This window comes from Nocardioides pini, assembly GCF_026712185.1.
GTDB lineage: Bacteria > Actinomycetota > Actinomycetes > Propionibacteriales > Nocardioidaceae > Nocardioides > Nocardioides pini.
In genome coordinates this window covers 407,684-420,841 of record NZ_JAPPUX010000004.1, presented here as the reverse complement: position 1 = coordinate 420,841, position 13,158 = coordinate 407,684, and the positions used below count along the sequence as shown (strand labels likewise).

General features: G+C 71.1%; 6 protein-coding genes. 3 read left to right on the top strand and 3 right to left on the bottom strand.

From position 1 onward, the window contains the following. The first annotated feature begins 10 nt into the window (after positions 1-10). Positions 11-1,606 (top strand): signal recognition particle protein, encoded by a 1,596-nt coding sequence (ffh, locus tag NYO98_RS15370; protein WP_268112615.1) that lies wholly within the window; start codon positions 11-13, stop codon positions 1,604-1,606. A gap of 113 nt (positions 1,607-1,719) precedes the next feature. After that, positions 1,720-2,088, top strand: coding sequence for a hypothetical protein (locus NYO98_RS15365; protein WP_268112614.1), 369 nt, complete (start codon positions 1,720-1,722; stop codon positions 2,086-2,088). 15 nt (positions 2,089-2,103) lie between these two features. Here the strand turns inward: NYO98_RS15365 and NYO98_RS15360 are convergent, their stop codons facing one another. After that, positions 2,104-9,801, bottom strand: coding sequence for a DUF4082 domain-containing protein (locus NYO98_RS15360; protein WP_268112613.1), 7,698 nt, complete (start codon positions 9,799-9,801; stop codon positions 2,104-2,106). Positions 9,802-9,990: 189 nt separating this feature from the next. Beyond that, on the bottom strand, positions 9,991-11,067 hold the full coding sequence (locus NYO98_RS15355) for a ScyD/ScyE family protein (RefSeq protein ID WP_268112612.1): 1,077 nt from the start codon (positions 11,065-11,067) through the stop codon (positions 9,991-9,993). Between the two features lie 216 nt (positions 11,068-11,283). Here NYO98_RS15355 and NYO98_RS15350 point away from each other — a divergent pair, with 216 nt between their 5' ends. Continuing rightward, entirely contained in the window at positions 11,284-12,357 is a 1,074-nt protein-coding gene (locus tag NYO98_RS15350) for an amidohydrolase family protein (RefSeq protein ID WP_268112611.1), read from the top strand. A gap of 64 nt (positions 12,358-12,421) precedes the next feature. Here NYO98_RS15350 and NYO98_RS15345 read toward each other — a convergent pair whose 3' ends face one another. Continuing rightward, positions 12,422-12,997 carry a hypothetical protein gene (locus tag NYO98_RS15345; RefSeq protein ID WP_268112610.1) on the bottom strand — a complete coding sequence of 192 codons (576 nt, stop codon included), beginning with the start codon at positions 12,995-12,997 and terminating at the stop codon, positions 12,422-12,424. Between the last annotated feature and the right edge of the window lie 161 nt (positions 12,998-13,158).

The following is a 13,158-nucleotide window of genomic DNA, read 5'->3' as shown; positions in this document are numbered from 1 at the left end:
GACCCACACCGTGTTCGCCACACTCTCCGACCGCCTTGCCGACACCTTCAAGAACCTGCGGGGCAAGGGCCGGCTCTCCGAGGCCGACATCGACGCCACCGCGCGTGAGATCCGCATCGCGCTGCTCGAGGCCGACGTCGCGCTGCCGGTGGTGAAGGAGTTCGTCGGCGCGGTGAAGGAGCGGGCCCGCTCCGAGGAGGTCAGCGGCGCCCTCAACCCGGCGCAGCAGATCATCAAGATCGTCCACGAGGAGCTCGTCACGATCCTCGGCGGCGAGACGCGCCGCCTGCGCTACGCCAAGAGCGGCCCGACCGTCATCATGCTCGCCGGCCTCCAGGGCGCGGGCAAGACGACGCTCGCGGCCAAGCTCGCGCTGTGGCTCAAGGACCAGGACAAGACGCCGATGCTGGTCGCGGCCGACCTCCAGCGCCCCAACGCGGTCCAGCAGCTGCAGGTCAACGGCGAGCGCGTGGGCGTGCCCGTCTTCGCGCCCGAGCCGGGCAACGCCCAGGGGGTCGAGCACGGTGGCGACCCGGTCGACGTGGCGCGCAGGTCGATCGAGGAGGCGAAGCGCAAGCTCCACGACGTCGTCATCATCGACACCGCCGGTCGCCTCGGCGTCGACGCCGAGCTGATGAAGCAGGCCGCCGACATCCGCGACGCGGTGCAGCCCGACGAGGTGCTCTTCGTCGTCGACGCGATGATCGGCCAGGACGCCGTCACCACCGCGCAGGCGTTCCTCGACGGCGTCGGCTACGACGGCGTGGTGCTCACCAAGCTCGACGGTGACGCCCGCGGTGGTGCGGCGCTGTCGATCCGCTCGATCACCGGCAAGCCGGTCATGTTCGCCTCCAGCGGCGAGAAGATGACCGACTTCGACCTGTTCCACCCCGACCGGATGGCCTCGCGCATCCTCGACATGGGCGACATGCTCACCCTGATCGAGCAGGCCGAGAAGGCGTTCGACTCCGAGCAGTCCCTGAAGGCGGCCGAGAAGCTCGCGACCAAGGGCGGCTTCACGCTGGAGGACTTCCTCCAGCAGATGATGCAGATCCGCAAGCTCGGCTCGATGACCAAGATCATGGGGATGCTCCCCGGGATGGGCCAGTTCCGCGACCAGCTCGAGAACTTCGACGAGCGCGAGATCGACCGCATCCAGGCGATCATCCAGTCGATGACGCCGGCCGAGCGGGCCAATCCGAAGATCATCGACGGCTCGCGTCGCGCCCGCATCGCCGCCGGCTCCGGCCGCCAGGTGTCCGACGTCAACCAGCTCGTCGACCGGTTCTTCGAGGCCCGCAAGATGATGGAGTCGATGGCCCGTGGCGGCGGCGTCCCGGGCATGCCCGGCATGCCCGGCATGCCGGGTCTGGGCGGCGGCAAGCGCGCCGGCGCGCGCCAGGCCCCGCAGGGCAAGGGCAAGAAGGGCAAGAAGCGCGTCTCCGGCAACCCGGCCAAGGCCGCCCAGCAGAAGGCCGCGCAGAAGGCCGCGTCGGCCGAGAAGTCCGCGAACCCGTTCGGCAACCCCGACGGCGCCGAGGTCGACTACGAGAAGGCCGCCGAGCAGCTCAACCTGCCCAAGGACTTCTCCCAGTTCCTGAAGTGAGACGAGCAGCCGCGATCGAGGAACGAGATCGTGGCGTGGGCTCGGCCAGATCGAGCAAGCGACGCGACTGAGGAACGACGTCGCGCGAGCGCGTCGAGATCAGAGGGGTGCAGGTGGACACGAGGTCCTTCCTGGTCGTCGACGGCGCCAACGTGGTCGGCTCGGTGCCGGACGGCTGGTGGAAGGACCGCGCGGGCGCGGCGCGCCGCCTGCACGAGCGGCTCCTCGTCGCCGACACGTCGTACGACGAGATCGTGCTGGTGCTGGAGGGCCAGGCCAAGGCCGGCGTGAGGGCCGGCAGGGACGGCCACGTGCGCACGGTCCACGCGGCGCGCGACGGCGACGCGGAGATCCGGGAGCAGGCGCGTCGCGCGGGCGAGGCCGGCGGCCACGTGGTCGTCGTGACCGCCGACCGGGCGCTCGCCGCCAACGTCTCGCCGGCGCAGGTGCTGAGCCCGTCCTGGCTCCTCGACCGGCTCTGACCCCGCAGCCGCTCGTCAGCTCCCGGCGTGTCGAGTGAGGCCCCCGCTGCGCGTCAGGCCGATGGCCCGCACGCTCGGCAGCCCACCCTGCGCCGCCGCGAGCGTCACGTCGTACTGCACGAAGCGCCCGGACACGTCGGCGCGGCTGCCGGGCTTGGTGACGACCTTCCAGTCCGACCAGGTGGCGTCGGGCGTCGCCCGGTCACCGGCTCGAACTCGCACGACGACCTGCGAGCCCGCGGGCAGGTGTGCGTCGAGCACCAGTTCTCGCCACGTCGCCTTGCGCCCGGAGTCGACCACCCGCGAGGTGTAGCGGCCCCAGCCGCGGGCGGAGAGAGCGAGGCCACCGAGTCCTTCTCCGGTCACCCGGGCGTCCCCGCTGAGCGTGCCGGTGCGGAAGTCCTCGGCTGTCATCATCGCGATGCCAGCGCCCGTGGTGCGGAACCGGGTCGAGCGTGGCGGTGCGGCGTTGCCGGAGCCGTCGCGCGAGGAAACGCCGACGGCGTACGCCCGACGGGGGAGCAGACCGGTGACGACGATCGTGTGGCTCCTTGTCAGGCTGGCGTCGAAACCGCGCTTCCTGAGCGTGGCACCTGTGCGTCCGAGCCGCACGACAGAGGTCGCGGGCTCGTTGGTCCGCCAGGTGAGCCGAGCCGAACCGTCAGGCATCGACAGGACGCGCAGCCCGCTGATGCGGGGGGCGGTCACGTCGGCAGCGGACGTCGTGAACGTCGCCGGCGCGGCATGGGCCGCAGGCCACACGGTGCGACGTCCACCCGGGCCGCGCGACTCGACCCGGTAGTAGTAGCGCGTTGCAGGCCGCAGACCTCCGAGCTCGGCCAGGTGGTCGGTGGTCCGGCTCGCGAGCGAGACCCGGGTGGTGAGCTCGGTGGGTGCTGTGCCCAGCAGCACCTCGCTCGTCCCTGGGTCCTCCGTCGTCCATGTGGCCGTCGTGTCGCCGGTCGCGGACGTGGTGACCGTCGCGTCGGAGACTCGGTTCGCGCCGCCACCACCACCCGAGGTGTACGTGGCCTGGTGGGCGCCACCGACGGCCGGGAACACGGCGTACTGCTGGCCCTTGACCGTCATCGTCGTGAAGGGCACAGATGCCCCGCCGCGGGTGACGGCCGTCAGCGTGCTGCCGCCCGGGCCGGTGGTGGGCAGCATCGCCGTCAGCCCGGTCGCGCCGACACCGATGCCGACGGTGAAGGACAGGGTGCCGCCAGTCCAGGAGATCCCGCTGAACGACGAGCCGTTGCGTCCGTCCGTCCACGTCAACAGCTGGCGCGCCGCGATGACCGGCACGCCGCGAGACTGGGCCGAGGCCAGGACTTGGGTGTCCTCGAAGGTCGAGGCGGCGTCAGTGTGCAGGTTGGCGGTGAAGGCGCCGTAGTAACCCTGGCTCCCCAGCGCCCGGTCCAGCAGGGTGTTCGGGGTGAACGGGTAGGTCTGGCCCGACTCGTCCGTCATGTTGGTGTTGGCCTGGAAGACGTCGATCATCGACCCGTCGGTGTCGGTGAATCGCATCGGCATGCCGGAGCCGTTCATGAACCCGGGGCGATCGGCGACCCAGGAGCCCGGGTAGTAGTAGTAGTTGGTGTCGAGCCGGATCCCTGAGGCGAGCTCGGCCCTGGCCTGCGAGGCCCAGTCGCTCCACACGATGCAGTGGAAGCGGCTGGTGGTCGGTGAGGGCAGCGAGGAGTACGCCGAACGCCACTGGCCGAGCTGGGTGGTGTACATGTCCTGGAGGGACTGGTACGACGAGAAGTTCGCGCAGCCGCTCGTCGGGTGCAGGCCGACCTCGAAGCCCTGACCGTTGAACGCCGCCGCCTGCGTGTTGGTCATCGGGGTGCTCGGGTAGACGTACGACGAGAAGCGCGGGCACTCCCATCTCGCGACCGAGCAGCCCGAGGGGCTGGCCGCCGCATATGTGCTGAACCGCCCGGGCGTGCCGCCGGTGCCGTGGTCGTCGCCGGTGGCCACCACGACCGCCTTGTGGGTGCCCGGGAAGTACCAGAACCTCGGCACCGGGAACCGGTCGCGGGCGGCGACTGTCACCAGGTTGGCAAGCAGTCGCTGCTGCTCGTCGGCCTGGGGGATGTGTGCCTTCGACAGGTTGACCCAGTCGGACGCCGAGCTGCCTCCGAAGAAGAGGTCGTTCGACCGGTTCGGCGTGGCTCCGTCGCGGTCCTGACCGGCCCATGCGAGGTTGCCCTGTCGGGTGGCGATCACCGAGCGCGCGAGGTCATAGGCGAAGGTCGCGACCTGGCCGCCGTTGCTGCCGACGCTGCGGAGCGTCACCGCTGGTAGGCCGGTGCTCGCGGTAGCACTCGAGTAGAGGGTCGCCACGGACGTGGCGCCGTTGAGGCTGTAGCGGTTGGCTGTGCCGTGGAACTGCATGGTGTCGGTCGTGATGCCGGCACCGGGCTCGACGGCGGCGTTGACGCCGATGTAGCCCTCGGCGACCGTCCCCGTCTGTGCGGTGATCCCCGCAAGGCTGTAGAGGCGGCTGTCCGGGCGCATCGCCACCAGGTTGCCGCCGGCGTTCACCCAGTCGGTCAGGGCCGTCACCTGGTCGTCCGTGATCGCGACGTCGCCGAGGACGACCACGGCGTACGGCGCGAGAGTGGTCGCGTTGAGCGTGGACACGCGCATGTTGGCGAACTCGTTGAGCCCCTCGGCCCGCATGATCTCCGACAGGTAGGACGACGACGGGTTCCCGGTGCTCGTGACCACCGCGAGCGGCCCGCCCGGCCCGTCCTCGATCCCGGGTGGCGGTGGCGCGGAGGTCTGGAAGCTCCAGGACACGGGCGACATCGTGTTGTTCGCCCCGTCCCTCGCTCCGCTGATCTCCACGGTGTACGACGTGGAGTAGCCCAGGTCGATGGTCGGGGTCAGGGTCGCGGTGCGGGTGCCGGCGTCGTACGACGTGGCAGACGGCACGACCTGGTTGGCCGGGCCGCGCAGCACCATCGAGATGGTGGAGCCCGTGACGGACTCACTGAAGGTGGCCTGCGGCCGGACGCCGACCGGCACACCGGTGGCGTCCGGGGTCGGCACCCGGCCGTTGATCGTCGGCGGGGTGGTGTCGGTGGAGTCCTCCTGGAAGACGACGTCGACCCAGTAGTTCTCCGACCCGTAGCTCAGGTTCGGGAACGTGCTGGCCGTCGAGGTGTAGCGGTAGAGGCCGTTGCCGCCGTCAGTGCCGTTCTGCAGCGCTGTCAACGGACCGCGGGTGGTGGCTGCGGAGCTGAAGTAGCCGCCGTTCACGACGTACCTGCTCGGTGTGAAGTAGGACGCGACGTACGTCGTGTTGGCCGACACCGCGATCGGCGCGCTGAAGGTCGCCTCCTGCCAACCGCTGGCCGTGCCGCCGGTGAAGGTGACCTGGCCGAGCCGGGTGCCCGTCGAGGTCCACAGGCTGCCGACGTGGGTGCCCGTGGCCTGGCTGGGCCGGTAGTAGCGGATCCCGGTGACGAAGCCGGGAGTGTCGGTCCGGAACTTCACACCCAGCTCGACCGAGCTGGTGTCCGGGTCGGTGCCGGCCGGTGCCGTGGTCGACGGCCAGATCGTGCACGGGCAGCTGGAGGTGGTGGCGGCCGTGGTGAAGGTCCAGCTCACCGGGTCCATCTGGTTGCCGGCCGTGTCGCGTGCCCCGCTGACCGTTGCGGTGTACGTCGTGCTGGGCGCGAGGCTGGCGGTCGGGTCCAGCGTCGCCGTGCGGCTCGCCGCGTCGTACGACGTCGTGCCGGACACGAGCGCGTTGGCTGGTGTGCGCAGCTCGAAGGCAAGCGTGCCCGCCTGGACCGGCTCGCTGAAGGTCGCAGTCGCATTCACCGCCGTCGACACGCCACCCGCTCCGGGCGCGGGCGTGCGGCCGCTCAGGGTGGGCTTGGTCGTGTCGGGCGTGTCGGTGGTGAACGTCCACGAGACCGGGTCGACGAGGTTGCCAGCGGTGTCGCGGACGCCCGTCACGGTGGCGGTGTACTGCGTCGTCGCTGCGAGATTCGCCGTCGGGTCGAGGGTCGCGGTGCGGGTTGCGGCGTCGTAGGCGGTGGAACCGGAGATGACGGTGTTGCCCGGTCCGCGGAGCTCGAGGCCGAGCGTCGACTGCTGGACCGGCTCCGAGAACGTCGCGGTCACGTTGGCGCCCACGCTGACACCGGTGGCACCGGGAGCGGGCGTGCGCGCGGTGACGGTCGGCTTGGTGGTGTCGGGGCCGTCCTCGAAGACGACGTCGACCCAGTAGTTCTCGCCGTTGTAGCTCTGGTCGGGGAACGTGCTGGGCGTGGAGGTGTAGCGGTACAGGCCGTTGCCGCCGTCGGTGCCGCTCTGCAGGGCCGTCAGCGGCCCGCGAGTGGTGGCGCTCGTGGTGAAGTAGGCGCCGTTGGCGACGTAGCGACTGGGCGTGTAGTAGGACGCGACGTACGTCGTGCCCGCTGTGACGGGAATCGGCGTGCTGAAGCTCGCCTGCTGCCATCCGCTGGCCGTGCCGCCGGTGAAGGTGACCTGGCCGAGGCGCGTGCCGGTCGAGGTCCAGAGGCTGCCGACGTGGGTCCCAGTGGCCTGGCTGGGCCGGTAGTAGCGGATCCCGGTGACGAAGCCGTCGGTGTTCGACCGGAACTTCACGCCCAGCTCGACCGAGCTGGTGTCGCCGTCGGTGCCTGCAGGCGTCGCCGTCGACGGCCAGATCGTGCATGGGCAGTCCGACGCGACGGCGGTCGTGGTGAACGACCACGACACAGGGTCCATCTGATTGCCCGAGGCGTCGCGCGCACCACTGAGGTTGACGGTGTACGACGTGTTGGCCGCGAGGTTCGCGTTCGGGTCCACGGTGGCTGTCCGGGTGGTGGCGTCGTACGTCGTCGTGGCCGGGACGAGCGTGTTGCCCGGGCCGCGAACTTCGAGGGCGATGCTCGCCTGCTGGACGGGCTCGCTGAACGTCGCCGTCGGCGAGACCCCGAGAGCCACGCCTGTCGCGGCGGTCGCCGGTGTGCGCCCGGTCACGGTGGGCTTGGTGGTGTCCGGGGTGTCGGTGGTGAACGTCCATGTCACCGGGTCCATCTGGTTCCCGGCGGCGTCTCGGGCGCCGGAGAGCGCGACGGTGTAGGTCGTCGTTGCGGCGAGCGCGGCGTTGGGGTCGAGCGTCACCGTGCGGCTCGTGGCGTCGTAGGACGTCGCAGCCGGCACCACAGCACCCCCAGGTGCACGCAGCTCCATCGTGACCGTGGACTGCTGCACCGGCTCGGAGAACGTGGCAGTGACGTCCGTTCCCAGCCCGACCGCGGTCGCCCCCTGTGCCGGAGTTCGCGCCGTGACGGTCGGCTTCGTCGTGTCATTCGCCTCGCTGAAGACGACATCGACCCAGTAGTTCTCGGAGCCGTAGGTCGAGTTGGGAAAGGCGCCGGCGCTCGAGGTGTAACGGTAGACGCCGTTGCCACCGCTCACGCCGTCCTGCAGCGCCGTCAGCGGCCCGCGGGTGGTGCCGCTGGTCGCGAAGTAGCCCGAGCTGACGGCGTACTTGCCTGGAGTGAAGTAAGAGGCCACATAGGTGGTGCCGGCGGTCACGGGGATGGGTGTCGGGAAGGTGGCCTGCTGCCACCCGCTCGCCGACTCGTTGGTGAAGCTCACCTGCCCGAGCCTCGTGCCGGTGCTCGTCCAGAGCGATCCGACGTGCGTGCCGGAGGTCTGCTGCGGTTTGTAGTAGCGGATCCCGGTGATGGTGCCGTCCGTGCTGGCGCGGAACTTCACGCCGAGCTCGACGGCGCTGTTGTCGGGGTCGGTGGCTGCGGGCGTGGCCGTACCCGGCCAGATCGTGCAGGGGCATGCGGTCGGTGCGGTCCCGACGGTGACGTTGGTGGTCGCCGCCGTGCCGAGGTTGGCGCTGTCGTCCACCGTGCGTGCCCGCAGGGTCACTGCTCCCGAGGCAGCTGGTGTGAACGTGTAGGTCCACGAACCGCGGCCGGTGGCGCGTCGCCACGTCGCGCCGTTGTCGGTCGAGACCTCGACACCGGCCACCCGGCCGCCTCCTGTGTCGGTGGCGGTTCCGCTGACCGTGACGGGCGTGCCGACCGGAAGGGTCGCACCAGCTGTCGGCGAGGTGATGCTGGTCGTCGGCGCTGCCGTGTCGGTGGACGCGGTGGCAGCGGTGAGCCCGCTGCGCAGGGTGTCCGGCTGGACGGTCATGTCGGCGAAGAGGTTGACCGTCGCCTGCTGAGCCGCGGTGTCGGGAGCGGCCGAGCCGCGGTCGTGGTTGCCGTCGAGCGCCCATGCCCACTGGATCGTGCCTGCGCTGAAGACCAGCGCCCCGCTCGCTGCACGATAGGTCGTCATGGCGTGGGTCGCCTGCCCTTGCGCGTACGAGCTGCCGTAGTCCTGCAACCGGTCACCGGAACCGGCAGTCTGGGACACCCGGAACGTGCCCGGCGGGCGGAACCCGTTGTCGGGGTCCTCGTCCCACTCGTAGCCGATGACGTTGGTGCCGATGGTGGTGGTTGCGTTGGTGCCAAGCGTGGCGACGCGGGTGTTGCGCCAGAACCTCATCTGGCCGTCCGCCTGTCCCACCACCATGTTGATGGCACAGCAGTTGATCGCGAACATGGTGCCCGTCAGCCCGTTCTCCGGCCGCCCCCCGTCGGCCGGGGGGCTGAACCGCGGGTCCCGCCAGGTGCCGGTCCAGGTGTTGGCGAGCGGGTCGATCTTGGCGTTGGCGTGCGTCTCCTTGTACGACACCAAGGTGCGGTGCGAGGTGCCGGAGCCGTCGATGCTGTTCTCCCACCGGGTCTTCCAGAAGACCTCGTTGCCGGAGAAGAAGGCGAGGTGCACCCCGGCATCACGTGCTGCCTCGACATTGGCACGTTGGGACCCGGACCAGTACTCGTCGTGGCCGACGCTCATGAACACCTTGTGCTCGCGGAGCTCGGCACCTCGCCGGTCCGTGTCGACTCCGGAGCTGTAGCTCACGTCGTACCCGTTGGACTCGAGGAAGCGAACCATCGGGTACTCGGCGTTGAACACCCAGTCCTCCGGCGCGTTCCCCCGTGTGGTGAACGGACGGTTGTAGCTGACCTTGTACGCCCGCCCCGCGGGAGCGCCGGTGTACAGGCTGTTGCCGCCGTAGGTGTTGTAGGCCTGCCAGGTGGTGTCGGAGGTCTGGAACAGCATGTCCGACCCGCCGTCATCGTCGCGCACCACGAAGAACACGTGACTTGCGCCGGCGGTGCCGTCGGTGCGGACGAGCCTCGCGAAGTAGATCCCCGACACCGCGCTCGCCGGCACGGCCCATGACGCGTTCTGGGTCCAGTTGCCGCAGTCGACGAGGCCGGTCGAGACATCGTTGAGGCAGTTGGGCTGGTTGTTCAGCACCGTGGGGTTGACGGTCGCGACCCGGCGGGCGCCGTCGCCTCCGTAGTAGCCCATCCGGTAGATGTCGAGCCGATACGACGAGGCGCTGGTGTCGACCTTGAACCCGATCGTCTGTCCCTGGTCCACGCTCATGTCCGTCGCGAAGCCCTGGATCGAGGCGGACCCGGCGCCGGAGACGCCCCATTCGCTCTCGGGATTGCCAGGAAGGGTGTTCTCGCACGCCACGGGGTTGGACACGGGTGGGTCACAAGGTGCGGCGACCGCAGGTGTCGCTGCAGTGACGATGGCGAGGGTGGCTGCGGCGAGCACCAGCGTCAGGAGCGCAGCAAGTCGTCTTCGCACGGGCATGTCACTGCTCCTTCTTCCCGGCCCACGGGACCTGCCCCCGGATGCGGCGACAGCGCGGACACCGTGCCCTCCATCGTCGTTTTGGCGCTCGCCCAGCGTCATGCCCAGAAGTGGGCATCGGGGCGCGCCGAGAGCTCCTGCTGAGCCCGTCCTGGCTCCTCGACCGGCTCTGACCCCGGCCGCTGACGGCTACCCGAGCGGGATCCGGATGACCGACCCGCCGCCGGGGCACACCGAGCAGGTGGTCACGTAGGCCGCGTCGTCGTCGACGGCGATGCCGTACGGCGCGTCGAGCCCGCCCGCGACGACCTGGGGAGCCGCCCCCGGTCGGACCCTCACCACGGACCCGGGACCGCCCTGGAGGATGCCGATCTGCACGGCGTAGAGGTCACCGTCGTGCCAGGCCAGGTCGGTGACGTTGGTCAGGCCGGTGGCCCAGACCGTGGGCGCCCGCCCCGGCACGACCCGGAGGATCCGCGAGTAGCCGGGGACGAACGGGTAGCCGGTCAGCTCGCTGACGTAGTAGGCCCCGTCAGGCCCCACGACGACGCCGGTGGGCACGGAGTCGACCGGGATCTGGAACGGCGGGAACGGCACGGCGGCGAGACCTGGAGTGTCGAAGACCGCGAGGGTCGACACGTGCCCGCCCTGCACGGACAGGAGCGCGTTGCCCCCGGCGTCGGCGACCACGTGGCCACCGCCGTTGCGCAGCAGGCCGGTCGGGTTGGTGTCGGGGCCCTGCCCGTCGGGGTCGGCGGCCGTCTCGAACGCGCCGATGTCGGCGGCGATGCGCGGCCCGGCACTGGGGAAGGCTCCCGAGACGAGCGTGCCGAAGTAGCCGCCGGCGGCACCGAGGTCGGCCCGCACCGCGGGGTCGTTGCCCAGGCCCATCGTGACGACGTACTTGTTCTGCCCGGTCACGACCACGTCCGCGGGTCCGATGGCGCCGCCACCGCCCTCGCCGGCCAGGGAGGGGAGGCCGGTCAGGACCCGCGCCTGCTGCCCGCCGCGCACCCGGGTGATGGCTCCGGTCATGCCCAGGCAGGCCGGTCCCTCCGCACCGTCGACGCAGGGACCGGAGCCGCCCCTGCCCGCCTCGGCGACGTAGAGGGTGTCGCCGGTGAACGACAGCTGACGGGGGTTGTCGAGCCCACTGGCGACGGTCGTCCACGGGGGATCGGCCGCGACTGCGGGAGTGGGCAGCAGCGGGACGGCCAGGGCCAGGCCGCAGGCAACGGCAGCAGCGGAGCGGGAGGAACGGGACATGGGGGGACTCGCCTTCGATGGGGGACTCGGCTGACCCGGCGGGCGGCGACGGTGGACAGCGACCGGGGCCCCGATCGGCACGCCGATCGGGGCGCGTCGCCCAGGGCTGGTCCCCACGCTGGCACCGGGCGTACACGGACGGCATCCACCGATGTGGGTAAAGAACGTTGCCACGCCGTCCGCGTGGGCGGAGGGCGGAGGTCCTAGGGTCGGGCCATGACTGCCCAGCGCTTCCGCGGACCGGTCCTGCCCGACGGCGAGCCGCGCGACCTCTACGTCGTCGACGGCCGCATCACCTTCGAGCCCCAGGCGGGCTCCGACACCGTCGCCGAGGGGTGGATCGTCCCCGGGCTGGTCGACGCGCACTGCCACCTCGGGCTCGACGACTTCGGGGCCACCGACGACGCGGCCACCGAGCAGCAGGCGATCGCCGACCGCGACGGCGGCGCCCTGCTCATCCGCGACGCGGGCTCGGCTGCGGACACGCGGTGGATCCACGACCGCGACGACCTGCCGCGCCTGATCCGCTGCGGCCGGCACATCGCCGCGACCAGGCGCTACATCCGTGGCTACGCCCACGAGGTCGAGCCCGCCGACCTGGCGACGTACGCCGCCCGGGAGGCCCGCAACGGCGACGGCTGGATCAAGCTGGTCGGCGACTGGATCTCGCGGGAGGAGGGGGACCTCGCGCCGTCGTTCCCGGCCGAGGCCTTCGCCGACGCCATCGCCGCAGCGCACGCGGAGGGGGCGAAGGTGACGGCCCACTGCTTCGGGCACGGGGTGCTGCCCGGGCTGATCGAGGCGGGCATCGACTGCATCGAGCACGGCACGGGGCTGACCGAGGACCTCATCGACGCGATGGTCCAGCACGGCACGCGGCTGGTGCCGACCGTCATGCAGCTCGACAAGTTCCCCGAGCACGCCGCGGCCGGGCAGGAGAGGTTCCCGGCCTACGCCGAGACGATGACCGACCTCTACGACCGCATGCCCGCCACGATCATGGCCGCCTACGAGGCCGGGGTGCCGATCTACGCCGGCTCCGACGGCGGTGGCATCAGCCGCCACGGCAACATCGCGGGGGAGATCGAGGCGCTCGTGCGGATCGGGATCCCCGCCCACGACGCGCTGGGCGCCGCCAGCTGGCGGGCCCGGGAGTGGCTCGGGGTGGACGGCCTCGTCGAGGGTGCGTCCGCCGACTTCGTCGTCTACGACCGGGACCCGCGCGCCGACCTGTCCGTGCTGCGTACGCCGAGTCGCGTCGTGCTGCGCGGCCACGCCGTGGCCGGTTGACCCCGGCGACGACGAAGGGCGGCCACCCGGCCGGGTGACCGCCCCTCGGAGGACGCGACGTCGATCAGGCGGTCGTGGTCTCGCCCTCGAGCTCGGCCCGGGCAGCCTGGAGGTGCTCGCGGGCGTCGCGCAGGTCCGCCTTGGTGCTGGTGGCGGTGATCAGCAGCGCGGCGGCCTCGGCGGCGTCGAGGTGGGCGACGGCCTCCGGGTCGGCGGCGGCGGCCTCCTCGAGGCCCTCCACCTGCTTGACCAGGTTGACGACGATGCGGAAGTTCTCCACGCGGAACGAGCGCAGCTCCTTGCGGGCGGCCCGGGTGTCGACGGTGCTGTCGGCCGCCTCGACGCTGGTCCGCAGCTCGGCGAGGGCGGTCCGCGCGTCGGTCACGTTGGCGACGAGCTCGGCCTCGGTGTCGTCGGCGAGGTTCTCGACCGCGGTGCTGGTGGAGAGACGGTCGAGGCGCTTGTCCTTGCCCGCGATGTCCTTGAGCAGCTGCTTGGTCTGCGCCTTGACGGTCTTCGCCGGCTTGACCGGCTTGCCCGGCTTGTCCGGGGCGGCCACGGCGGTCGCAGCGAGGGCGGACGGCACGACGAGCGCGGCGGTCGCGAGGGCGGTGGCGGTGATGCGCCGGGTGGTGTTCATCTGGGAGTGCTCCTGTGGTGGGGGGATGGAGTACTGACGGCGCCCCACCCTGCTGCACACCGGTGGTCCAGACAATTCGGGGAACGGTCATCCCGCATGGTCACTTCGGGCCATGGCCCGTCGCTCCGACGCGGGCCGCTGGCGGGGGGGTGGAGTCCGGT

Excerpts from the sequence above, each read along its gene's own strand:
- NYO98_RS15360 (WP_268112613.1), bottom strand. The coding sequence starts at position 9,801 with ATGCCCGTGCGAAGACGACTTGCTGCGCTCCTGACGCTGGTGCTCGCC.
- NYO98_RS15355 (WP_268112612.1), bottom strand. The coding sequence starts at position 11,067 with ATGTCCCGTTCCTCCCGCTCCGCTGCTGCCGTTGCCTGCGGCCTGGCC.
- NYO98_RS15350 (WP_268112611.1), top strand. The coding sequence starts at position 11,284 with ATGACTGCCCAGCGCTTCCGCGGACCGGTCCTGCCCGACGGCGAGCCG.
- NYO98_RS15345 (WP_268112610.1), bottom strand. The coding sequence starts at position 12,997 with ATGAACACCACCCGGCGCATCACCGCCACCGCCCTCGCGACCGCCGCG.